We start from the raw sequence: 22031 nt of genomic DNA on the forward strand, positions 1-22031 counted from the left end.
CAAGCTGCAGTTAAACGTGGCCTCCGGCTGAACGGCAGGTGAGCGACAGATTGCGTCCTGACTCCGTCCGTAAGGTCACCGGCAGCTTAGGCCGATCAGCGGCCTGTTGTAATGAGCTTTATGGATTTAGACCGAACCTTACCCACCTCCGACCAGACATTGAACAGACAGAAAAAAGCCAACCCTCGCAGGTTGGCTTTTTTGCATGCAGATCAACGACCTGCCGGAATCCGATGTGGAGCGGGCGACAGGAATCGGACCCACATCAGTCATTCCCCCGAAACGTGTCGCAGTAGTCTTCGTCGCACTGCTGGCACAATGGTTCGCCATCTCGAATGTTGACCGCTGGTTCGTCGTCATGATGAACGCACATCGAATCCGGGGGGAGTCCATATTCCTCCTCGAACCCATCCTCCTCCAAGTCCTGGTCAGCGTATCCGAACTCCCCGCTCTCAGGATCGTCGTGATTGGTGTTTTCCAAGTCCCTCCCAGGGACGAGCTCATCGTTGGTGTTACACATAGGGCAGCTCTTCGGCAATATTCACCGCACTAGCGTAGCGCGAACACCAAGAAAATGCCGTGCCGAAAGCATCACACAAAGTGGAACTTGGACGCGTCGCCATGCAGACAACAAAAAAAGACCCCGACGCCCGAAGGCAATCAGGGCCGTCTGGTGCCGAACACCCGCGGAGGTAAAGTTACCCCGTTTCGGTCTGTCGCTCCTGCTGCCTTCCCTTGATACGCGCATCCAGCCGTCCGTGGAGCGGGTTTTGCTGCAGATCCTTGATCGACCCCACCGCACCCGTAACCTCATCCGCGTCACCTTCCGGGTAGAACTCCTCGACCACCGAAGTGCCGTCCTCCTCCAGCTCCTCGAACGCCCCGTTCGCAAACCCCACCCGCGCCGCCAGATCCAGTGCCGCCTGGTCAAACCCCGCCGCCCTCCGCTTGTCCCGCTCTGCCTTGGCTTCCGCCAAGGCCTCGGCCAGCGTCATCCCGGTCCGTACCGTGAGGTCTACGTAATAGATCGGTGCCCGATGCGACTGCGTCGTGGACTTCCCCCGAAGCCGCATCTCTAGCGGCAGACACGACAGAAGGCCCCCCGACAGGGCCGCGAAGTACGTCAGCCGCGCCGCCAGTGTCCGAATGCTGTTGAACCCCGTGGTCCGGAACACGAAGCTCCCCAGCTCATCCTCATCCCCGATCCGCACATTCAGCCGGCCATAGGGCTTGCACACCCCCTGGCCGAACTCGCACGCATGAGGCGTCGGGCAGGGCAGCGCCTGGATACCGTTCCCCGTCGCCCGCTTGCAGGTCTCCCCATTACCCACACACACCGGCCGGCCGTTCGTCCGGTCGAACAGCGTGTAGCTCGCCCGCAGGTTCAGATCCACGTCGTCAAACAGCAGGCGTATCGGGATCGCCCGCAGCTTGGCCCCCGATTGCTTTCGCAGCACCTCATCCAGTGGGTGATTCACCCACCCGTCCCGCGTCTGCACCTGACTCGTCAACGTGAACTCGTCATCCTTCTCCGGCAGCCGCTTGCCCCCTTTCTCCACCACCTTGCCGATCGCGATACGTCCCACCACCGGCGGGGTCAGTGCCAGTCCCTTGATCATGATTGTTCCTTTCAGTCTGGGCGACTCCGCCCGATGTCCATAAAAAAAGGCCATGCTCCCTGGGGGGCATGGCCATTCGTTTGTCCCTTCACGCCACCACCAGGAAGCGTCGGGAGCCGGGTTTGGCTTTGACGTACGCCTGGGTGAGTTCGGGGTGATCCGCCGTCAGTGCCGACACATCGAGCACCGTGCTGTCCTTGCTCCGCTTCCAGGTCACCTCGCCAGTCTCGAAGATCGCCCGCGTCGCATCCGCCATCCGTTCCTGAATCCGCTGCTTGAGCTGGGCTTCCACCTCCGCATCCCGCGCCAAGGTCTGACGCACATTCACTAGATCCGCGAACAGTGCCGACATCGTCCGGTCTTCCGAGAGGTCGATGATCCTTCCCGAGTCCCGTGGATACAGGCAGCGCAGCGCCCGATCCGCCGACTCGGAACCATCGGCAGGCGGTGGGGTGTCCGTCTCCACGAAGCGCCAGAACTGTTCTTCCAGCGTCGTGAGCTTGTCGATCAGGTCGTCGTCCCGCTCGATCCGGTGGATCTGCAGCTCCTGCCCCCCGAGCAGCACCGCCACATCCGCGGCCTGCTTTCCGGTCACCGCGAGTTGGTGCATCACCTGCAACTGCACGTACTCCGGCACTCCGTCGCGCCACAGGAGCGAACCGTTGATCCCGGCCGTCTTGCATTCGAGGATCTGAACGTCCGGCACACCGATAACTTCCCGGTCGATGTTGGCCAGCATCCAGGGATAGGTCGGGTGCTGCAGCACCGCGTTGATCCGCCGCACCCGGTTGCCCGTTCGCCGGGTGTAGTGGCTCGCAACGATGGGTTCCAGCAGCGTCCCCCAATACATCGGAGAGGTTTCATCGTTCGGATCGGTCTTCGGTAGATCGCCATCCCGGCCGGTCTTCTCGAGCCAGAGCTCCAGCGGGGACTTGTAGGGGTTGAGGCCAACGGCAGCGGCAGCATCCGAACTGCCGATGCCTTGTTTACGAACACCCAGCCATTCCTCACGGCCGAGCTTGTGGGTCTTGACGAGCTTCAGTGCCTTACGGGGCTTGGCTTCGGGCACAGAAGACGGTGCAGTCGCGCTCATGGCAACTCCTTCAACTAAACAAAGACAAAAAAATCCCCGACCGGCACGTACCGGGCGGGGCAGGGGAGGGGAGAACGAAGGGGAGGGATGGCGATGCGGAAATGAACCGATCAGGCCGCCAGGGCGAGGGCTTCATCGAGGGCCCGCTGCTTGAGGACCGCACCCTGACCAAACCAGGCGCTGTCGAGGCGGTACTCCGGGCCACGGGAACGCTTCTCGTGATCCACGTACTCCGTGATCGAACACAGCAGACCCCAGGCCGTACCCTTGGCGGCATCCAGCTCCGCACCCCGGCCATGGCCTTCATACATGGCTTGCACCTTCTTGAGGGCTCGTTCATTGACGAGTCCGCGACCCGAGTCCTGGGCGGTATCGTTATTGCAGAGCACCCGCAGGAAGTAGTTCAGCGCCTCGTGGCTCTTCACCTTCCGCTCCGAGAGCGTGCGCATCCGGTACATGAAGCCGTCCCACTGGGACACGGCCACCCCCAACTGCTTCTTCACCGCCTGGGCATCGAAGCTCGTACGGTGCGGCACCTTGATCGCCGAGGTCGCCCCATTTAGCGCGACCGACAAGGTGTTGTTGCACACCACGCGGATCGTGGTTGGCGTCGCGGTGGTCGCCAGCGTTCCATCGCAGGACGTGGCGAGTAGGAGATAGCCCTTCACGCAGTCGTTGCCCTTCAGCACCGTCTCCTTCCCGGTACGGGCCAGCGCCCAGAACTTCCGGCCTTCCTTCAGGACGCCGGCCGTCTCCAGCTCATACCCCGAGAGCTCGACGAGATCCCGGTAGAACTCCAGCACCTCGCGGGGCTGGACAACCTGGTAGCGATCACTGACCACCGACAAGGCTTTGTGACTGTCACTGCGATACAGCACCTTCTGATCCGGGAAGGTCTTGATGGAGCCGAGGGAACCGGCTTTCTCGGCCATGAAGCAGACCGGGGTTTCGAGGATCTGCCAGTCCATGCCGGCTTTCTCCGCCCACACCTCGATGGGTTGCTTGGCGGGCAGGGCGTTACCCAGTTCGTGCCAGGGCGTCTCGCCCACGTAGGCCATGGAGTCGATCAGATGGGCCATGTTGATTCCTTTCGTGCAAAGAAAAGCGGACACCCCGGGAAGGGTGTCCGCTCAGTCGTGGTGATTAACGAGGGCGTCAGGACTTCAGCTTGGGCGGCTTGATGTCGAGGGACTTCGCCGAGTCGGTTGCAAAGACGTGATCGCAGTTGAGGCAATGCAAATTCTGGAGCAGCCGGTCATCGATGAGCTGTCCGAGCTTGGCGCCGGCGAGACCGCCTGCGGTTCCGCCCATCAGACCACCGAGTACTGCACCGAGGATGCCACCAACGGAAGCCCCAACGGGGCCACCGACCATGCCGACCGCGGCACCGACGCGGGCGCCACTGACGGCACTGGCGACGCCGCTGGCCGCACCACCAACAAAACCGACCGCGCCACCGGCTTTCTTGGCGCGATCAAGGGACTCGACGTGGATCGAGTTACAGCGGGGGCATTGGAGTGCCATGAACTTCTCCTGCATCTGGTGTTAGACAAAAGCGGATCCCTAACCGGCTTCGAAGGTATGGCGAAGGCGGCGGGTAGTCAGACCAGGTTGAGGAACGGATCCCACAAAGGAAATTCGGCCACCATCGACCAGGCTGACAAGCGAGATCTAGGTGACCGAAAAATTTTAGAAAGGCCTTGAGAGCCAGGTTTTGATGAGGGAGAAGGTGAAGAGCCCAGCTATTTCACGTAGGAATAGCAAAAATAGCTGGGAAGCCGTTCGCCTTGGCCAGAAATATCAGCGAGGTGGGAAGATCTGAGCGATGCACTCCCGCGTCAAGCCTATGTATGTCTTGCGATCCTCCGGTGCTTTCCACTCCACCACCTGCCCCCACTGCTTAAGGTGCCACAGCGCGTCATTCAGTGCTGACTTCGACCGGATGGGGTTCGGACCCAGTTGCAGGGCGTCGTTTTTCCGGACAGAAGGGCAGCCGGTCGTCTGGTATTGGCGCAACAGCCAATCTCGAATCCTAACTGCATTCTGCTGGTCCTCCGGAATGACTGGAGGGGGCGTACAAATTCGAACGTATTCCGCCGCGAACCACTGGGCGATCACGATGGCCCGATCCAAGGTCTCCCGCGAAATCTCGCCGTCGTGCCCATCGAAAAAATGCAGCAGGGCTGCCAGGCGTGCGATCTTGTCCGCCAACTTGGATGCGAAGTCCCGAAAGCAAAAAAAGTAGCCCCCGTCTTGCATCGCACCCTCGATTTGATCGTGCTCCATGTCCCAGCGTGCCTGAGCCTCAGCTGAAAATCGAAGTGTCTGACGGGGCAGGAGATCACCGTTGTCGTCGAGGTGATGCGTCTGCAGAAGTTGGATGCAGCGCTCATGGTAGCGGCGCAGGTCGTCGCCGGTTGTCTCAGGGGCGTAGGCGAGGAACCGGGATCCCGCCATCGGGGGCGGTGCGATGATGAAGCATCGCGCGAAAAAGCCGGAGTCCCGCAGTAACTGGCCCTTTTTGTCGATGAGCGTCTGAAATACGCCGGGCTGGAACTGCAACAGCATCGTGAGGGCGGGCTTTTCGATGACAAGCTCGCCGGCGGTGGCGCGATCAATAAGGAGTGTCCCAGCGTCCCACGCCTTGTTCAGGAGGCCTGGATCGGACAGAGCTCGGCTCGAAATGATGACCTGCCCCTCGTCCGAGATCAGCGATGTCGTGGGCTGCGATTCGGCAAGACTTGTCCAAAGGGCGGTCGGCGTGACGTTCTCGTGAATCAGCTTAAGGCGCTTGGGCTTACGAGGACGGTGCTGTGCGTGTTCCCGCAGTCGTTCGCGTTCAGCCTCTACGTCCTCGTCGTTCTCAGAGCGGCGACGAATCGCGATCTGGATTCCGCGCTCCTCGGCTCGCCAGGCAGACATCTCTGCGTCGAACTGGGCGATGGCTGCTCTGTGTTGTGCAGCGGCTTCGGTACTGAAGGCGCGCACTGGAGCCAGCGCAATCTGAAGGGACGCGGTTTTGCGCTCTCCAGAAGGCAGGATCGCCGCGAAGTATTGGCCGATGGGTGAAACGAGACCCGGGCGCTTCTCGACTTCGACGAGGCCTTGGGCACAGAGCGATGCGCCCGCGAGCATTGCGACTGCGTTTGAAGAAACCGTATTGCCTGTTGCCAGCGTGGCCTCCCAGACGGCGGCACCTAGCACTACGCCCAGCGCGTTAATGGGGAATTCGGTCATGTTGATTGGATTTTTCATTCCGCTATTCTCTATCGATTAAATTAGAGCAAAAAGCGCTCCGCAGAGAGGATGGCAGGAATGCTGGGCACGATAAATGTCTCTACCCCCTAGAGTCACACAGCAATGAGGCTCTACCCCCTAGAGGCATTCAAAAAAATGGATCAGAAATTTAAGCTGGTGGCACTGGCGAAATGGAGGTGATAAATGAAAGAAATTGAAGAGAGAGGTGGAAAACCCGCACCCCAAGGCAAGATCATAAGGGCCAAGCAGTTGGCTGAGATGCTTGGTATAGGTCGGTCGACGCTCTACGACTGGCAGAATCGGGGATCCCCACGATTTGATCCGACTTTCCCTCGGCGGATTCGGCTGGGCAAGGGCAGTGTCGGCTGGCTTCTGGATGAGATTAATATGTGGATTGCTACCCGCGCGCAATATCGACAGGTAGCTTAGAGGGAGGTGTTCGGAAGAAAATGTCTGCACTAACTCGACAAGCGCTAATCGATAGTTTTAAGCAATTTACTCCTCTACGTAAGGGGGAAAGTCTACTTAATCAGCGGCTTTATAGAATAATTTAAATTGGTTTTTATTGAATTAATTATATTATTAACATTAACAATAGCTATCTATAGTCTTGTTAAAGATGGTCAGCGTAAAGGAGTCTGTATCTGGTGCGGTGCACATGAAGTAGCCGATGGGGATCTAGCCAATTAAATATGCCCATGAGCGAAAGCATTGCCGCTTACTGTGTGACGTGACAGAAAATGGAGATTGCAAGGGAGTTGATGGTGCTTGTAACTAACATAATCACATCTAAGACTGAGAGATGCCGCCAATGCGATTAAACGCAAATGAAGTGAAGAGGCAGTTGGAAGAGAGGTCGATGAAGGTCGTTGGCGATGTCCCCAAGACATCGCACCGAACGATCACCCATGAACTTGACGCCGTGAATTGGATTGATCAAGTCAGGAGGGTGTCAGATGCACTGAAACGGACGGATGCCACACTGTTTCAGGTTATTAAGCGAAGAGAGGGTGGGTGCAATGTGGCTGGAAATGGCTATATTGCGGAGTCGGTCATTTTCGCTATTCAATATGCGCCTGCCTTCATAAAGAAATACTATCCATACCACGAGTTTGATCCGAGGGTGGAGGTCTTCTTTCGAATGCTGAGTGAAGACCCGCTCGTGAAGGAGTACGTCAGAGGCGGATTGCGAGGCTTCTCTACGGCAAACGCGACGCAGATTTGTGATCACCTGAACCGATTCGTATCGTCATTCAGGACTGAGGTAGTCAGTACTAGCTTCAGAATCCTCTCATACCGTTGTAAGCGTCGTGCGCTGAAGGTTCTCCGCGAAATGGAACGATACGTTGAGAGGCTGTTCTCCCGGTGTTCTCGATTGCTCGTTGTTCGTGTGGATCTCTATTACCCTTCAGTCAAGAAGGACGGTGAGTTAAACGGGATCACAGTGCCGCCTGACAGACTGCGGAAGGACAGGGCGCGATTCATACGAAAGCTCAGTAGCGAAAAGTTTGCCGCGAACAAGCTCGGCCACTGCTGGAAGCTCGAGTACGGATTAACCAAAGGCTTTCACTATCACTGGTTTTTCTATTTCGATGGTGCCAAGGTTCGGGAGGACATCACTATTGGACGGCTGATCGGACAAACCTGGGAGAAAATGCAGGGCAAGGAAGAACTTTATTGGAACTGCAACGCCGTTAAAGATAAGTACGTCGATCTTGGTATTGGCATGATCTCCCATTTCGATAAAGAGCGAAGATTTGGCTTGCGCAAAGCGATTGCCTACCTGACAAAGCCCGATTATCACCTCTGCCTGAAGGAGGTGGATGTTGGACGAACGTTCGGAAAGGGGCAGATTAAGGCTCGTCCGAAGGAGGCAAGGGGGCGTCCTCGTGTTTTTTGAGCTTTTTATTCTTAATTCTCTTTAAAGCCTTCTGGGATGCATTGGATTCGAATGCTTTGGTGACTACATCCACTTTTGTTATCCATCTTATGATCGTAGGAACAAGAGTGTCTTCGCTTGTTCCAATCTCCAAATCGGTTCCGGGGTGATTTAACTCATATTTCTCAATGAACTTCCCGACGTGCTTGGCGATATCGGTTGCAGCTTGTTGATAGGTATTCCATCCGTCTTTTGGCTTCAGTTCGGAAAGAAGTCTTGCTGCCTCTTGTCTTGGAGGCCCTCTTTTATCATCTCTGCTCTTCCCACCCTTTGAGCCGCCATCCGCTATGTCTTTAATGATTTGAATGGCTTTCTTTGCCTCAGGGCTAGGCATAAAAGTCTCACTTGAGTAGCTGTGAAGCACGCCTAGATAATAATTAGATCTGTTTAATGCGAATAGGGCTCTGCTGACTTCTCCTGCTTTCCGTTCTCGATGAGACAGGATGGCAAAGGAAACGGCGCACATGTAAGCTGCGGTGGAGATGTAAATTACTTCGCTACGTTTAATTTTGTAGGCATATAGCTTTTTGACGAGGCTATCCGCGATTGTTTTCGTCTGCAAGCGATCTTTGTTGTGCATTAACTTTACTGTGATTTTAAAGCTCTCTTTTGTATCCTTGTTTTTTAAAAGAGCCCTGATGATATTGTTTGCTCCAATTTTAAGAGCGGCATCGATTATATTATTGGTCACGATGTGTGTTCGACTGAGAGATTATTGGCATGGCTAGCGGCAATCGAGTGCTAACTTTAATAAATCCTGTTCTTCTTCGTCCTCGCCATGCGGTATCGCTGGGTAGTCTGCCTCATCTAAATATATCGGCTTCTAGTTCTTGTTTCTTGAGGCTTGAATGCGCGAAGTCAGATCTCGGTGGGTAAGCGAAGGGAACTGATGGAAAGTGGAGTTCCCCGGCCTTGCGTGATTGTCACCGACGCGGGTAGCTGCGACGGAGGGCCTGCACGTGCCTGGCTGCCGCACTTGCTTAGACAGACGAGTACGATAGTGGCGATGCTGGGCTATGCACCGCCCACATCGATTGCCGGGCAGCTTCTTTCGTTACGTGCGACCCCGGTCTCGGAGCGTGCACGGCACACGGGTTTCCTGGCGTGGTCGGAGGGTGAGCGGGTGGCAATCCGGGATGTTCGCGCAAGTATCGTGCAGTTGGGTGGGTACTCCGCGCATGCCGATCAGCGTGGGTTGGTGGATTGGTTGGTCTGGTCGTTCAGGGAGAAGTGGGAGACGAGCGGGCAGGTGGTTTTCATCCAGCATGGCGCGGATGATCAGCGTTTGGCCCTAAGGAAGGCGCTGGAGCACCGCGCTGAGGAGGTGGGACTTCCGGTTCGAACGGTGTTGCCGGATTCGGGCGAGGAGTGGTTTGACTTGGATGCGGGCGCCAGGGTTGTTGATGACCGTGCTTCGGAAGTGAAGATCGCGATGGAGATTGAGCTATTGAAAAGTGAGTTGGCGCGGATGAGGATGGCGTTCTAGCACTGGAAGCAGTGCCATGTTTAAGTAGCGCATCATTCCCCGACGCCAACAGGCGTCCGGGGTATAGTTGGCTCGAAACGAAGAGTGCGCCGAGTGAGTTGTTACTGGCTGACAGCGTGTTGGTTGCTACAGGCTGGTGGTGGGCCGGAGCGGCCGCTCGAGTCCGTGCGCCCGAGCGACCGATCTCGACCTCAAGCAGGCGTACATCGCAACGACCCGCCACGGGCGGCAAACTGAGCGCTGCAGCCACTCGATCCATCGCACCATTAGGTACGCTAATCGCGCCCGTCTCCACCACTACCTCGACCTCGACGAAAAGAAGAGCCGATGACCTCAAAAGAATTTTCTACGTCAGAACCCAAGGATTGTCTGGAAACCATCGTTCCAGATGGATTATCCCGATCCGAATTGCTGTTTCGGATAAAAGAAGAGTTGGCTAAGGAGTCTGATCGTGGCTGCGCTTTGGTCGCTGCTGCGTACATTGAGAATGAACTCAGCGCGTTATTGAAACGCTTCTTTGTTAGACAAGCAGCCACCGCAACGGAAGCTTTGTTTGAATTCAACGGCCCCGTAGGAACATTCTCTTCAAAAATCAGGGTTTCTTTCGCTCTCGGTCTTATCTCAAAAGAAACGCAACAGGCACTCGATCTTTTGAGGAAGATTCGAAACGAATTCGCCCACCTGCATCAGCCAATGACCTTCGAGTCGGAGACTGTGAAAAATAGGATCACGGCGATGCTGCCGAGCACCGCTGATTCTAACGGCACATGCCGCGATCAATTTGTCAAAAAACTATTGTTCCTTGCTGCGGCAATCCATCTCTATCAATCTCATGCCTATCATCGGACTATTCCTGAGCATGAGCATGTTCCTGTCAGAAGCACTCTTGAGGAGCATCGTTTAGAGGTCGCTGCTCGCCGAATGATGGCTATTACTTGTCCAGAGATTACCTATGAACAAGCTCTTCATTATGTTCGGCAGATTTCAGAAATGAAGACTCCTGAGTAGGTCGTCCGATAGCGGCATATCGAAAAATGTACTGACTTTGACGATCTCTATTAACCTTGGTAAATTGAACGTCCGCACTTTACGTTCTGTATGCGCCGCATTGGGTCGAATCCGATTGCAATCTGAAATGACAAACGATCGATACAGGCCGAGAGCTATGAATAGCAGGAACCGTCGCATTGCCGCCTGATTGTGCGTACCAACCCACGGCAGGTCATCAGACCGAGGACGGGTCATCGGCCTTATGCAAAGCTTTCCATAAGGCCGAGATGCAGCCTGCTACCGCTGGGCCTGAGACCGAATCTCGGCCGGAGCTGTTGCTCACCTGATCGGCGAAGCCAGGCAGCAAGATGATGGCCATCTGTCGTTTTGCCATCAAGCGACGGAACGGAAGCTTCTCTGTGGATCACGCACGCGAGCAATCGGCCGGAGCACTATTCGGGCCGGTTTTTGGCGGCGTACGACTGCGCCCAACGATAGTAGACGTCCGCCATGCTGTGGCTCTTGAACGAAAGCCACCTAGTGCCCGGAGCGACTTCATGCGTCGTGCCGTCCCCCCAACGAGCAGCACGAGGCGCGCGATACAAGCGTGCAACGATGGTCCAACCGAAGTATAGAAGTATGACGAGACAGCCAAGCGGACCTCGCATCCAGAATCGTCGAGCGATCAGCTCTCGCATCCCATTAGGTGGCAGATCCGGCACAGGATCCCCCGGGTGTTGCACGTGGACAAAGCGCCCTTTAAACCGGCTAGAGAACTCGTTCACAAAGTCCATATCCCCAATCCGGGGAGCACCAAATGTAACTAGAACGGCGTTTTCTTTGGCTCCTTGACTGCGGCACCTGCAGCTATAGACCATAAACGCAATAGTTGCCACTGCGCCTCCAAGTGAGTGTCCGGTGAAAACGACTCTTTCATACGAAGCGAGCTCGTCCAACAAACAGTGCTCGGGGTTTCCGAGTAGCGGGTCCGTAGGAGCTCCGCCCTGCACTTGGGGAACTCTCTTAAAGTAGTCCTCCCATATGCCAGCCTCAGCTGTCATAAAGACCAACGCGATGGATGCCCCCCATAGCGCACCTACCGCGCCAGAGACTCCTAATTGCTCGAAGAATAGGACCAACAGCAGAGGCAGCAGAAAAAAAGTGTCCAGTATCGTTTCAGCCGTACAAGAGCGATGTTTCGATCTCTCAATACTGCGTCGAGCATCGGCTCTGTCCCGTACCAAAGCCATGAGAAGGCCCTGAAAAAACCTTGATGTATGGCACCTTCAGAAAGTCTCCTATAGTGACCTCCTTGATATTTCGTGCTCGGAGCGTCACTTAATTTGTCGTCCACTACATGGAATGGAGCCATAAAAGCCTGGAGGTTTGTAAATATCCAGTTACCGAGCACACTAGTTCCTCGAATCGCTACGTAGACTACATTCCCGTCATACTTCACACCGCCAGCCAATTCACCCGGAGGCCAAGTAAACAACTCGACAGTCCTGATGTGTCGAAAACCAGTCGGGATGCAAGGCGCCTCGTACATCTGCAATGAAGCTCGCGCCGCCCCCTCGATTACTTCGGGATCATCAAACTTTCCAGTGTGCACTTCAGCCCCCCTTCTTTATCGACCTCGCTGGTAATGGCACAACTCCTCGATGCCGGCGGCGCATCAAGTGTCATTGACTTTGCTGCCAGATTGCAGCCAATCACTACATAACTGCCATTTTGACACCAAGTCCGGTTCGACTGTCTACTCTTATGATGTATGGATTTCTGCTTAGGGTCGGAAGTGTGAGTTCGCCATGTCGAGAAGCTGACGTTCGGGGTTGAATTACCCCCGCCGGCTGGTAACCCGCACTTTGCTGCCTGATTCGCCGTCATCGGCCAACGACCGAATTGGCCGACAAGCTGCCTACCGAAGAACGTGGCTGTGTGCCTCAAACAGATCTGCGAAGGAGAGTGCGCCTGAGACGTAGTTAGCCCAATCGTTCATGAGCTCTCTGCGTTGCTCCAGCAAATCTGTCCGATGGTATGCAGCCTCGACCTTGTCCTTGATGGTGTGCGCAAGAGATCGTTCAGCCAGATCCCGCGAGTAACCCTTTTCGCTGCACCAGTCTCGGAAACTTGATCTGAAGCCGTGGGTCGTCGCAATACGTTCAGGCGTGTCGCTGGGTGCTTTGACACGGCGGAGTAGGGCAGTGATCGCCATGTCGGAGAGTTCGACCTGGTCTCGGATCGAAGGGAAGACCAGAGTCTCGTGCTGCTCCTTCTGGCCTTCCAGAATCTGAAGCGCGCGCGGTGAAAGCGGAACACGGTGAAGTATCTTGGCCTTCATCCGTTCTGGCGGGATCGACCAGACTGCGTTCTTGAAGTCCACTTCAGTCCACGTCATTCCTCTGGCTTCGCCTGAGCGGCAGGCCGTCAGGATGATGAATTCCAGCAACGAACGTGTGACCTCAGGCCGGTTGCCCGGCCTGAGGTGATTTTTGACGAATTCAGGGATCAGGCGCCAGGGCATTGCGGGGTGGTGCTTCGTACGAACGGCTTTGCCGGGCTGCTGAGCGAGAAGGTGTCCTACAACGTCCACGGGGTTCGACTGGCAGTGACCATGCGCCCAGCCCCAGGACATCACGGCGTGGATGCGCTGTTTTACCCGGCTGGCCGTCTCAGCCTTTGTGAGCCAGATCGGCTTGAGAACCTCGGCAACGTCACCGGGTTGGATCTCGTTCAGGCGCTTCTCACCGAGCTTCGGGAAGACGTACTCGATCAGGGTGTTGATCCACTGCTGGCCGTGCTTGGGGTTCTTCCAGCCGGGGAGTAGGTCCTTGTGCAGCGTCTCTGCGGCATCCTTGAACGTAGGGACCGTTGGTGCCTCCGGAGCGGCATTGATCTTGGCCTTCTCTTCGAGCGGGTCTCTTCCTTCGGCGAGTTCGATGCGCATGGCAGTAGCTCGTCTTGCAGCCTCTGCGATGCCAACTTCAGGGTAGGCGCCAACCCCAGCATTTCGACGGCTGCCTGTCACAGGGCTGACGTAACGCAGCACCCACTTGCCGTGCCCGCGCGTTTTCGATGGAAGTAGCGAGAGCCCCGTGATGCCTCCGTGTGGGATCGCTGGATCGTCAGGCTTGATGTTTCTTGCCTTGGTGTCGGTGATGATGGCCATGTTCATGCTCAGAGCTGGTGTGCCATTCAGTATGCCACGAAGGGCTGGCTTGAGTTAGATTGGCTTGGATGCCATTAATCATTAAAGTGTTCAAAATCAAGAACATGATATTTCGTTTTGAACGCGGTTGGACTGAATTGCGCCATATTTAGGCAGACTCCCTTTCCGCCATTGTTTCAAAGCAAAAAGCCCTTGGTGATCCAAGGGCTTTTTGCTTTTGTTTTGCGTGCTATGGCCGAGCGCAGGCTTCCGGTCGGCTGTTGGTGACTGAAGGGCGTGTTTTAGCGCGTGGGGGCCTTGCGATGTCGTCCAGTGCCTGGCTATGAGCCGCCGGGTTGTCGGGGCAGCGATGCTGGTTGGTTCAGATCACCCAGAAGGCTTCGGTGGTTATGGGAGGCGGCTTGCCCTGCCAGACCATGGCGTGGCGGCAGTGGGGGCACAGTGGCTGCAGCAGCACCCGGTCTTCCCGCGGGTCGATAAGGGCGCGCAGGCGTTCGCGCAGTGCGATCAGCCCGTCCGGCGTGACACCGCATTCGAAGACGCTCTTCTGCACCCGTTCGCCGATCTCTTCCAGCGCGCGGGCCACCCGTTGCAGTCGGCGTGGGTCGGCGATGTCGTAGGCCACCAACACGAGGTAGCGGGCGCTCATCGCCAGTGGGTTGGGGTGAAGTCCGCGGGGTTGCCGGTGCGCAGGGCGCCAATCAGGCTCAACACGTCCCGGTCGATGAGGCGGCGCAGGTCCATCGGCGTCTCCGCCTGGGGGGGATGCTGTACGGCGTTGAAGCGCGCCTCGATGGCCTGGATGAAACGACGGATCGTCTCCGGACCAAGCTGGCAATGGCCCCCATCACAGCGGTGGTCTGTGGGCTCTAGCGTGCCGGTGTGGAGGAGTTTCAGCAGTGTGGCGTCCACCACGTAGGCACGGTAGGTTTCCATCAGATCGGAGGCCAGGGCCAGGTGGGTGCTGCCCGGCACATGCAGCCAGCCCAGATGGGCGTTGAGGCCGCGGGCCTGCAGCAGCCCGCCCACCGCGTTGTAGAGCACCGTATAGCCCAGCGAAAGCAGGGCGTTGACGGCATCCGGCGCGGGGTGGGCCGCCCGCCCGGCAAAGGTCCATCCTTCTGGCAGCAGCTCGGCAAAGGCTGCCCAGTAGCGGGCGGCCGCTGCGCCTTCGGTGCCGCGCAGGCTCTCCACGCAAGTGGTGGCTGCGAGTCCGTGGGCCAGCTCGCGCAGTCGGTCGGGAGTGTCCCGATGGGCTACGGTGCCGGTACGGTGGCGGTGGGCGCGTGCCAGCGTCAGGGCCGAATGGTTGAGCTTGGCGGTCACCAGACTACGCACGATCCCGAGACCGAAGCCGGTATCCCCGTGGCGGGCAAACTGAGTCTGGAGCAAGGGCGCGCCGTCGCCGCCGGCCGGCTCGAAGCGCCCGTAGCAGCGACCGAGGGTGGACAGCAGGACCACCGGGCACGCGTGTCGCGCCGCCAGCTGGAGGGCGGGCGTGCTCACCTGGATGTTGCCGAAGACGAGGATCGCATCCACGTTGGTTGCCGGCAGGGTCAGCACCTTGCTGCCGTCCCGCTCGATGCGGTAGCGCTGGTTATCCACCGACAGGCCAGCGCCGCCATCCACCAGATACAGCGTACGCTGCAGCGGGGCCAGCGGTGGCAGTGGATCGTCGTCATCGCCACCGTCGTCGCAATCCCCATCGACGTTGCCGCAGCTATCCGGCGGCGTGGTGGGCGCGCCCTCGATGGCCGACGGTGCTGCAGCAGCGATTGGGGCCGGCTGCAGCGCCAGGGGTATAGGGGTTTCGGGCCACAGGCGGGGCACCGAAAAGCTGCGGACAAAGTGCCAGCCCAGAAACTCCAGCCCGTCGTCCAGGTTCAGCACCCGCGTCTTGAGCGGGTTGAGTTTCAGGGCCAGGCGCTCCAGCACCGTCGCGGTCAGCTCCAGCGCGGCTTCGGCGCGTGCTCGCGTCCGCGCCAGCACGATGAAATCGTCGGCATAGCGCACCAGCACATGGTTCTCGTCCAGCAGGGCCTCGTCGAGGGTATCGAGATACAGGTTGGCCAGCAGCGGCGAGATCGGGCTGCCTTGCGGAATCCCCAGTCGGGGGATCGATTGCTGGCCCGCGTCGTCGATGGGGGCCGTCAGCCACGCGCGCACCAGGGCCAGCAGCGCCGGCTCCGGCGCAAGCTCGCCAAGCCGGGCCAGCAGCGCGTCGTGGGGCACGTTGTCGAAGAAGCGCTCGATGTCGGCGTCCACCACCCAGCGGTAGCCCTGCCGCTGGTAGGTGCCGATGCGCGCCACCGCCTGACGCACGCCCCGCCCCCGGCGGTAGGCAAACGCGCAGTCTTCCAGTTCGGCCTCAACCGGCGGGGTCAGCACCAGCGTCACGGCGGTCTGCAGGATGCGGTCGCGGACGGTAGGCACCGCCAGCCCCCGGGGCGACCTGCCGGGGCGGGCCATCCACACTCGGCGCAGCGCGGCCGGGTGGTAGCTGCCGGCCCACACCCCGGCGGCAATCTCGTCGAGCACCCCGTGCACCTGGGGCGCGATCCCGTCGATGGTCTCGCCATCCACGCCGGCCATGCCGCGGTTGGCGGCCACCCGGCTCCAGGCGGTCAGCAGGTTGGCGGGGCTCAGGGCCTGGCGGAGCAGGGGGCCGGCTTCCATCGCACCCTCCTTACACCAGCCAGTGGCTGGGCAGGGGCTTGAGCCCGTGGCACAGCCCCTCGCCCTGGGAGCGCGCCAGATCCAGCCCGCACACCGGGTAGTAGCGCACCGTGTCGTGGGCGGGGTGGATCGTTGCCGCCAGCGCCGCCTGCAACGCCTGCAGCTCCTCGGTGGCAAGGTCCATCCAGTACATGCTCTCCTGCACCCGCTCGCCGTGCCGTTCGCAAATCCGCGCAGCCCGCCGCAGGCGTCGCGGGTCGGCAATGTCGGTGGTGACGATCCAGTGGGGCATGGCGGCAAGCGGGGGCTGGAAGACCCGATCAGCATGCGCCTTCGGCGCGGCACGCAAAGCCGGAACAAGCGCGGAAAGCGGGTTCAATTTTGCGCTGGCCGACAGCGGTACGCCTGCAGGAGGAGGAAGAACACGGCGGGCGACATCCGCCCGCCGTGGCAAAGGGCCTGACTTTTTCTTCCCACAGTAAGTGCACGCGAGCACCGTCTTAACGGGCCTGACTTCGGCCCTGGGGCCTGACCTCCGTTCCTGGTCTTGATCCTTCTGTGCTTGTCTTAACGGGCCTGACTTCGGCCCTGGGGCCTGACAGTACGAAGCTGTAGCTGGATTGATGATTATCCGTCTTAACGGGCCTGACTTCGGCCCTGGGGCCTGACGCTGACCGTGGCCGAAAACTCGTGGGCTCAGTCTTAACGGGCCTGACTTCGGCCCTGGGGCCTGACCCCCAAGGACGACGGCGGGAAGGACGCAGCCCGGGTGTCTTAACGGGCCTGACTTCGGCCCTGGGGCCTGACGAAAAAACTTGGTTGGTTTGACCGAATTCTGGGTCTTAACGGGCCTGACTTCGGCCCTGGGGCCTGACGAACAGGTCGGCGCGGAAGCGGCCTTCGTCCGTCTTAACGGGCCTGACTTCGGCCCTGGGGCCTGACCGCAGCCCCGGCGCGCCTTGTGGGGCGCGGGTTTTGGGGGCATTGGCGGCGCCATGCAGCATGAGCGGTACCCGGTGAGTCAGGACGATCTGGATTCTGGGTTGTTTTCCTTTTGCAATCAAGCCGCGGCGCGGTTTGTTTGAAGGGGTTTGGGGACGCCTGGATTCAAGGGGTTCATTTTCGGCGGGGTTTGCCGGTGTTGGAGGAATGGTCTTTCTCCCTCTTGACGAGTCGCGGCAGGGTGGGCAGGCCGGGGCTGTTGGCGTGCAGGCGGGGCAGGTGCCGATTGCCCCCGGCGGTCTTCTCGTCGTCGTTGGCGACGAACCAGAGGTAGTGCTTCTCTTCGATTTGAGCATCCTTGACCTGGGGGTAGTGCACCGGGGCGGCAACGGCGCCGGGGTTGCCCAGCAGTTGCAGGGCGCGGCGCACGTCGGCAGGCACGCGGGCCATGGCGCGCTCGGCCAGGGCGGCGGGTTGTTCGGTGGCCTCCAGGGGGGCGGCGGGGCTGTCGCCCTGGAGGTGGTCGGGCCAGCCGGCGTCGGCGTTGGCGCGCCAGCCGCGGTGGTGGCGGGGGGCGTTGGGCTCGTCTTCGGCGTAGCGGCGGGGTCGGTCGACGAGAAGCAGCCCCTCCACCGCCAGCTTGACCGAACCCAGGCCAATGGGCTTGCCCATGCCCAGGCGGTGTTCGAAGGCGGGGTGGGGCAGCAGGGTGGCGCAGAGCTGTTCCAGCTCGGTGGGGCTGAGGTTGTCGAAGTCGATCTCGAAGTGGAAGGTTTCGCCAGCGGGGATGGGCTCAACCCGCACGCGGCGCTTGTTGCCGCTGTCTTCCTGGCCATCAAAGCGGCTTTGCCAGGGCGGCCGGCCGCTGCCGTCGCTGGGCACGTGGCCCGAGTTGTCCAGTCGAGCAACTTGGCCTTGCCGGCGCAGGGCGTGGAGGTAGTGCTTGCGGCCGGCGGGTGCGTAGTCTTGGGGCTGGCTGGCGAGCTTGGCCTTGGAGACGTAGCCGTCGCCAGCCTTGGGGCGGAAGTAGAGGGCCGGGGACGGGGGCTTGGGGGTGGAGAGTTCTTTGAGGGTGACGGCGGGCTCGCGCTCAAAGGGGCGGGCCGGGCGGCCAAAGCCAACCTGCAGCTTGCCGGCCAGGGCGTAGGCGGCGGGGGCGTCGGTGGGTTTGCGGGTGCCCTTGGCGGTTTGCGGCGGGCGGTATTCGACAACGCCAAAGAGCTGTTCGACCGGCGAGAGGCGCGCGCTGCGGCCGGGCATGCCCAGGGGGAGCAGGTGGGGCGAGACTTGGGCGAGGAGGTCGGCGGTGGTGGCGAGGTTTGGCTTGCCGGCCAGGCGGAGGCCCTCGCGCCAGATGGAGGAGAAGCTGATTTCGCTCACCGCGCCGTCGTCGCCCAGGTCGAAGCAGACCAGGTCGCCGGGTTGCAGGCGGGTTTGGCGGTCGGCGTCGCGGGGCGGGCGGTCGGCGTCGTGGCGCTGGCGCCCGGCGGGGGTGAAGGGGAGCAGCTGGTCGTCGGCGGGGGTTTCGTCCTTTCCCCAGTGCTGGCCGGCCAGGGCGAGGTCGGCGAGGGCGTGGAAGGTGTCGAGCACGCCCTGGGGGATGGGCAGGAGGTCGTCGGCGGCGGGGGTCTCCACGGGGTCGGGGATGAAGAGTTGGTGTTTGACGGTGTGGGGGAGTTCCTTTTCGCGGTTGGAGGTCCACAGGCTGCGCACCCAGCCGCGGGTGTAGCGGGGGCGCTCCTGGGGAGATAGCTTCGGAAGGTCGGTTTCAGGGATCGGGCAATCGTACCGGGAGATCGGGCACTGGCCGATCAGGAACTTGCGGTCGCGGTCTCTGGAGGGGAAGCGTAGATCGCCTTGGTCGGGGGCGATGCAGTCGCTGTCGTTGGGAAGATAGCTGAGTTCCTGAATTGGGAGGTAGTGGGGTTGGCGGCTGTCGTATGTCTGTTTTCGGCTGCCGAAGTACACGCGCAGTGGAACCGGGCTTTCCCAATAGAACACCTTGCGCCACCTGGCTGGTACGGGGTAGGCGTTGTCAGCGTTCTGGTGGATGGTGGGCAGCGTGAGCGGGTAGAGCTTCAGCTCGCCGTTGCGCTCGACGATGCGGCCGATGGCGGAGAGGGCTTCTTTGGTTGTCTTTCGGATGGAGTAGGGCGTGGGGTGGAGCACCCGCAGGTTGCTGCCGCTGATGCTCTCGAAGAGGCTGGAGAGCAGGCCGCGCAGGCTGGTGGCGGGGATGGCGGGCTGGTTTTGCAGGGCAAAGCCGGCGACGGGCTTGGGGTGTTGGTCGCTTGCCGGCGTGCGGGCGGCGGCGCCGACGAAGAGCGGGGTGACGGTGGTGAGGGCACACACCAGGCGGCCGGAGAGGCCCCGGTAGCGGCTGTGGCCGCCGGTTTTGCGGTGCGCGTCGGGGCTGAGCCAGCGGTCGATGTCGGGCTGGCTGAAGGGGATGAAATGGTAGGGGTTGTGGAAGGCGTCGGCCGGGGCGGCTTGCCCGCTGGGCGCCGCGGCCGCCGGGGTGGGGGCGCTGCCTGCGAGGCTGCAGGGGGCGTCGAGGGCTGCGGTGGCGTGGGTGCGGCACCAGGCGCGCAGGGCGGCGAGGGCGCGGGCGTCGGCGTTGGGGCCGAAGTGGGCTTCGAGGGCCTGGCGCCAGCGGTCGGGCAGGCCCTGGGCGCGGCAGCGGCCGTAGCCCTTGGCGCTGCCGTGGCCGAAGGGGATGTCGCCTTCGGCGAGGTCGCGCAGCACCAGGGTGAGCAGGCCGAGGGCGATCCAGGGGGTGTCGGCGGCATTGGCGCCGTCGAGGCGGGCGCTGCGCAGGCGTGAGAGGTCGAGGCTGAGCTGGCCTTCGAGGGTGGGGCATTCGGCGTAGCGGAGCTTGAACTTGGCGCCGTCCTTGCCGCCGCCGGTGAAGCGGTCGATGGCGAGCATGTCGTGATCGACGAGGGTTGCGGGGGCCGTGCCGGTGCAGTCGTCGGTGCGCAGCAGGCCGCGCCAGCCGGCGGTGCCGAAGAGCAGGGTGGCGGGGTCGGGGCAGGTGTTGTTTTTGACCGGCGGCACGGCGTGGCCTTGGGCGACCTTGCAGCCAAGGGTGCGCAGGATGCGTTCGGCCTGGCTGCGCAGGCGGCCGCGCAGGCTGGCGCCGGGGAGGAGCGCCCGGTCGCCGCGCTGGCGGGGGGTGCCGTCGGGGGCGTTGTCTTGCGGCTTGCGGTGCTTGTGCTCCGGCTGCTTGACGAGGAAGGGGGTGTGGAAGGTGAGGCTGAGGGGGAGGGCGAGCCGGTGCGGGGCGGGTTGGGCGGGGGCGGGGGCGGGGGCAGTCAGCGTGACGGCTTCGGCGAAGTCGGTCCAGCGGGCGTCGGCCTGGGTTTGGGCGGCGGCGAACCAGTGTTGCGCTTGTTGCGGGCCGAAGCGGCGGGTGTCGATGTTGCCGTACAGGCCGACGCGCCCGAAGCCGAGGTTGGCGTGGGCGCCGAGGCGAAAGTCGGGGTCGGTGGGGCCGTGCTGGAGCAGGGCGACGAGCTGGGCGGCGAGGTTTTGGTCGGCGCGGCGCAGGATTATCTCGACGCTAAAGCGGGTGCCGACGGGGACGGTTTGGGTGTGGAAGAGCTTCTTGTCCACCACGCTGCCGGTGATACGGTCGATGGCGATGCGGGGTTGGGCGGTGTCGGGCCCGTCGGCTTGGGTTGCGTGGCTTTGCAGGGCGTCGCGGAATTCAGCAAGGCCGGCGCGGGTGCGCCGCGGGGGAATGCAGTCGGGGTGGGGGGCGCCGCCGCGGTTGAGGTCGCCAAACAGGGGCAAGCAGGGGGCGTCGACCTGGCGGCGGCGGGCGAGGGCTTTGAGGGCTCCTTTGAGGCTGGCGCCGGGGAGGTAGGGCCTGCCGTCGGCGTCGAGGGCGATGTCGGCTTGCCAGTAGGGGTCGGCGTCGGGGGCGTCGGGGGTGATGCGTTGGTCGGTGCCGGTGCCCAGGTGAAGGGGGGTGAGCACTTCAAGCTCGGCGCGGATGAGCCAGTGGAGGGCCGGGAGGCTGCTTTTGGGGGCGGAGGGCGTGGTCATGGCGGGTCAGCAGGCGGTGAGTCGATCGGCAGCAGGCGGTGGAAAGCCGTGCTGGAGGTCGATGGCGATTTCGCCATAGCCGTTCTGGGGCAGGTAGGGGTGGTCTTGCCAGGCGCTGCCGTGCTCGGCTGCGACCTTGGTTGGCAGGGGCAGGCCGTGGCGCTGCCAGCGGGCGAGCAGGGGGCGGGCGGCGGCATCGACAACCTTCAGCACGAAGACGCTGCCGGGCTCGGTGAGCACGAGGGGCCGGTAGGCGTGCTGGCGTTGGGCGAGGTGGCGCCGGTGCAGGTAGGTGCCGCCGGCCATGCGCTGACTGGCGAAGAAGTGGCTGAGGCGGAGGGTGCCGCCGGAGAGCTGGTGGAAGGCGTCGCGGTAGAGGGCGAGGAGATCGGGGGCCGCCTGGTCGGCGACCTGGGATGAGGCGAACAGCAGGGCCGGGGTGTTGAGCTGGAGGGTGAGCTGCTCGCCGCTGGCGACAGTGGCGGGGTCGCGCTGGGGCCACAGGTGGGGCTGCTCGGCGGTGAGCCGGGCCTGGGCGAAGGCGTCGGTCTTGCCGAGGGGGCCGAGGCCGGGGGCGATGAGGTCGGCGAGGGCTTGCCAGACGGCGGCGACTTCGGTGTCGGGGAGGCCGTCGGGGAGGTGGATGTCGGCGAGCCAGCGAGTGCCGTCGCGGGCAACCCGGCAGTCGTAGGCGAAGAGGTGGTCGTCCTGTAGTGGTCAAGTAATACCGGACACCTCGATAGGGTGCTGTAGTGCGGTTTTCCGTTCATAGGCCGTGGGCGGCAGGTAGCCCAGCGTCGAGTGCAGAC

19 protein-coding genes and 1 CRISPR repeat array are annotated in these 22031 nt (G+C 61.2%); of the genes, 7 read left to right on the top strand and 12 right to left on the bottom strand.

The genetic code is table 11. The features are described 5' to 3' along the window. Nucleotides 1–205: 205 nt before the first annotated feature. Entirely contained in the window at nucleotides 206–553 is a 348-nt protein-coding gene (locus tag Q0672_RS14080; RefSeq protein ID WP_298623074.1) for a hypothetical protein, read from the top strand. A gap of 145 nt (nucleotides 554–698) precedes the next feature. On the opposite strand, the gene Q0672_RS14085 is transcribed toward Q0672_RS14080, so the two are convergent. The 3 genes from Q0672_RS14085 to Q0672_RS14095 form a co-directional block, all read right to left on the bottom strand. Next, a complete protein-coding gene (locus tag Q0672_RS14085) occupies nucleotides 699–1619 on the bottom strand; it encodes a hydrolase or metal-binding protein (protein ID WP_298623075.1) in 921 nt (306 codons plus the stop codon). Between the two features lie 88 nt (nucleotides 1620–1707). Beyond that, nucleotides 1708–2712: a lambda-exonuclease family protein gene (locus tag Q0672_RS14090; RefSeq protein ID WP_298623076.1), complete on the bottom strand. Its 1005-nt coding sequence runs from the start codon at nucleotides 2710–2712 to the stop codon at nucleotides 1708–1710. Between the two features lie 110 nt (nucleotides 2713–2822). Beyond that, complete coding sequence (locus tag Q0672_RS14095; RefSeq protein ID WP_298623078.1) at nucleotides 2823–3791, bottom strand: DUF932 domain-containing protein; 969 nt, start codon at nucleotides 3789–3791, stop codon at nucleotides 2823–2825. A gap of 154 nt (nucleotides 3792–3945) precedes the next feature. On the opposite strand from Q0672_RS14095, the gene Q0672_RS14100 reads away from it, so the two are divergent. After that, entirely contained in the window at nucleotides 3946–4416 is a 471-nt protein-coding gene (locus Q0672_RS14100) for a hypothetical protein (protein ID WP_298623079.1), read from the top strand. Between the two features lie 96 nt (nucleotides 4417–4512). Here the strand turns inward: Q0672_RS14100 and Q0672_RS14105 are convergent, their stop codons facing one another. Continuing rightward, nucleotides 4513–5967: a YfjI family protein gene (locus Q0672_RS14105; RefSeq protein ID WP_298623081.1), complete on the bottom strand. Its 1455-nt coding sequence runs from the start codon at nucleotides 5965–5967 to the stop codon at nucleotides 4513–4515. Between the two features lie 186 nt (nucleotides 5968–6153). On the opposite strand from Q0672_RS14105, the gene Q0672_RS14110 reads away from it, so the two are divergent. Together Q0672_RS14110 and Q0672_RS14115 are read left to right on the top strand one after the other, a co-directional pair. After that, the gene (locus Q0672_RS14110; RefSeq protein ID WP_298623083.1) at nucleotides 6154–6399 is read left to right on the top strand and encodes an AlpA family transcriptional regulator; all 246 of its coding nucleotides are present in this window, start codon (nucleotides 6154–6156) and stop codon (nucleotides 6397–6399) included. Nucleotides 6400–6829: 430 nt separating this feature from the next. After that, the gene (locus tag Q0672_RS14115; RefSeq protein WP_298623085.1) at nucleotides 6830–7870 is read left to right on the top strand and encodes an inovirus-type Gp2 protein; all 1041 of its coding nucleotides are present in this window, start codon (nucleotides 6830–6832) and stop codon (nucleotides 7868–7870) included. Here Q0672_RS14115 and Q0672_RS14120 read toward each other — a convergent pair. Further along, entirely contained in the window at nucleotides 7824–8600 is a 777-nt protein-coding gene (locus tag Q0672_RS14120; protein ID WP_298623087.1) for a hypothetical protein, read from the bottom strand. The genes Q0672_RS14115 and Q0672_RS14120 overlap by 47 nt on opposite strands. 315 nt (nucleotides 8601–8915) lie before the next feature. On the opposite strand from Q0672_RS14120, the gene Q0672_RS14125 reads away from it, so the two are divergent. Beyond that, a complete protein-coding gene (locus tag Q0672_RS14125) occupies nucleotides 8916–9395 on the top strand; it encodes an MBL fold metallo-hydrolase RNA specificity domain-containing protein (RefSeq protein WP_298623089.1) in 480 nt (159 codons plus the stop codon). Between the two features lie 327 nt (nucleotides 9396–9722). After that, nucleotides 9723–10403, top strand: a complete 681-nt coding sequence (locus Q0672_RS14130; RefSeq protein WP_298623093.1) for an MltR family transcriptional regulator — start codon at nucleotides 9723–9725, stop codon at nucleotides 10401–10403. Between the two features lie 434 nt (nucleotides 10404–10837). On the opposite strand, the gene Q0672_RS23515 is transcribed toward Q0672_RS14130, so the two are convergent. The 7 genes from Q0672_RS23515 to Q0672_RS14160 all read right to left on the bottom strand — a co-directional run bounded on the left by Q0672_RS23515 (nucleotide 10838) and on the right by Q0672_RS14160 (nucleotide 21528). Then, nucleotides 10838–11635, bottom strand: a complete 798-nt coding sequence (locus tag Q0672_RS23515; protein ID WP_367179963.1) for a lipase family protein — start codon at nucleotides 11633–11635, stop codon at nucleotides 10838–10840. A 668-nt stretch (nucleotides 11636–12303) separates the two neighbouring features. After that, complete coding sequence (locus Q0672_RS14135) at nucleotides 12304–13554, bottom strand: tyrosine-type recombinase/integrase (RefSeq protein ID WP_298623095.1); 1251 nt, start codon at nucleotides 13552–13554, stop codon at nucleotides 12304–12306. A gap of 361 nt (nucleotides 13555–13915) precedes the next feature. Continuing rightward, nucleotides 13916–14203 (bottom strand): CRISPR-associated endonuclease Cas2, encoded by a 288-nt coding sequence (gene cas2, locus Q0672_RS14140; RefSeq protein ID WP_298623097.1) that lies wholly within the window; start codon nucleotides 14201–14203, stop codon nucleotides 13916–13918. Continuing rightward, nucleotides 14200–16230: a CRISPR-associated endonuclease Cas1 gene (gene cas1 / locus Q0672_RS14145; RefSeq protein ID WP_298623099.1), complete on the bottom strand. Its 2031-nt coding sequence runs from the start codon at nucleotides 16228–16230 to the stop codon at nucleotides 14200–14202. Before cas1 ends, cas2 (Q0672_RS14140) begins: the two co-directional genes overlap by 4 nt. A 10-nt stretch (nucleotides 16231–16240) precedes the next feature. After that, entirely contained in the window at nucleotides 16241–16522 is a 282-nt protein-coding gene (gene cas2, locus Q0672_RS14150; protein ID WP_298623101.1) for a CRISPR-associated endonuclease Cas2, read from the bottom strand. 205 nt (nucleotides 16523–16727) lie between these two features. After that, nucleotides 16728–17172: direct repeats of the CRISPR family, unit length 36 nt; unit sequence GTCTTAACGGGCCTGACTTCGGCCCTGGGGCCTGAC. A gap of 174 nt (nucleotides 17173–17346) precedes the next feature. After that, nucleotides 17347–21222 (bottom strand): RAMP superfamily CRISPR-associated protein, encoded by a 3876-nt coding sequence (locus Q0672_RS14155; protein ID WP_298623103.1) that lies wholly within the window; start codon nucleotides 21220–21222, stop codon nucleotides 17347–17349. A gap of 6 nt (nucleotides 21223–21228) precedes the next feature. After that, complete coding sequence (locus Q0672_RS14160; protein ID WP_298623105.1) at nucleotides 21229–21528, bottom strand: hypothetical protein; 300 nt, start codon at nucleotides 21526–21528, stop codon at nucleotides 21229–21231. 198 nt (nucleotides 21529–21726) lie between these two features. On the opposite strand from Q0672_RS14160, the gene Q0672_RS14165 reads away from it, so the two are divergent. Continuing rightward, nucleotides 21727–21936 carry a hypothetical protein gene (locus Q0672_RS14165; RefSeq protein ID WP_298623107.1) on the top strand — a complete coding sequence of 70 codons (210 nt, stop codon included), beginning with the start codon at nucleotides 21727–21729 and terminating at the stop codon, nucleotides 21934–21936. Nucleotides 21937–22031 lie beyond the last annotated feature (95 nt).

Source organism: uncultured Zoogloea sp., from assembly GCF_937894855.1.
Classification (GTDB): domain Bacteria; phylum Pseudomonadota; class Gammaproteobacteria; order Burkholderiales; family Rhodocyclaceae; genus Zoogloea; species Zoogloea oryzae.

What these genes read in the sequence shown, in the direction of transcription:
- Q0672_RS14080 (WP_298623074.1), top strand. Translation starts at nt 206, where the DNA reads ATGCAGATCAACGACCTGCCGGAATCCGATGTGGAGCGGGCGACAGGA.
- Q0672_RS14085 (WP_298623075.1), bottom strand. Translation starts at nt 1,619, where the DNA reads ATGATCAAGGGACTGGCACTGACCCCGCCGGTGGTGGGACGTATCGCG.
- Q0672_RS14090 (WP_298623076.1), bottom strand. Translation starts at nt 2,712, where the DNA reads ATGAGCGCGACTGCACCGTCTTCTGTGCCCGAAGCCAAGCCCCGTAAG.
- Q0672_RS14095 (WP_298623078.1), bottom strand. Translation starts at nt 3,791, where the DNA reads ATGGCCCATCTGATCGACTCCATGGCCTACGTGGGCGAGACGCCCTGG.
- Q0672_RS14100 (WP_298623079.1), top strand. Translation starts at nt 3,946, where the DNA reads ATGCAAATTCTGGAGCAGCCGGTCATCGATGAGCTGTCCGAGCTTGGC.
- Q0672_RS14105 (WP_298623081.1), bottom strand. Translation starts at nt 5,967, where the DNA reads ATGAAAAATCCAATCAACATGACCGAATTCCCCATTAACGCGCTGGGC.
- Q0672_RS14110 (WP_298623083.1), top strand. Translation starts at nt 6,154, where the DNA reads ATGAAAGAAATTGAAGAGAGAGGTGGAAAACCCGCACCCCAAGGCAAG.
- Q0672_RS14115 (WP_298623085.1), top strand. Translation starts at nt 6,830, where the DNA reads ATGAAGGTCGTTGGCGATGTCCCCAAGACATCGCACCGAACGATCACC.
- Q0672_RS14125 (WP_298623089.1), top strand. Translation starts at nt 8,916, where the DNA reads ATGCTGGGCTATGCACCGCCCACATCGATTGCCGGGCAGCTTCTTTCG.
- Q0672_RS14130 (WP_298623093.1), top strand. Translation starts at nt 9,723, where the DNA reads ATGACCTCAAAAGAATTTTCTACGTCAGAACCCAAGGATTGTCTGGAA.
- Q0672_RS23515 (WP_367179963.1), bottom strand. Translation starts at nt 11,635, where the DNA reads ATGGCTTTGGTACGGGACAGAGCCGATGCTCGACGCAGTATTGAGAGA.
- Q0672_RS14135 (WP_298623095.1), bottom strand. Translation starts at nt 13,554, where the DNA reads ATGGCCATCATCACCGACACCAAGGCAAGAAACATCAAGCCTGACGAT.
- cas2 (WP_298623097.1), bottom strand. Translation starts at nt 14,203, where the DNA reads ATGAGCGCCCGCTACCTCGTGTTGGTGGCCTACGACATCGCCGACCCA.
- cas1 (WP_298623099.1), bottom strand. Translation starts at nt 16,230, where the DNA reads ATGGAAGCCGGCCCCCTGCTCCGCCAGGCCCTGAGCCCCGCCAACCTG.
- cas2 (WP_298623101.1), bottom strand. Translation starts at nt 16,522, where the DNA reads ATGCCCCACTGGATCGTCACCACCGACATTGCCGACCCGCGACGCCTG.
- Q0672_RS14155 (WP_298623103.1), bottom strand. Translation starts at nt 21,222, where the DNA reads ATGACCACGCCCTCCGCCCCCAAAAGCAGCCTCCCGGCCCTCCACTGG.
- Q0672_RS14160 (WP_298623105.1), bottom strand. Translation starts at nt 21,528, where the DNA reads ATGGCCGGCGGCACCTACCTGCACCGGCGCCACCTCGCCCAACGCCAG.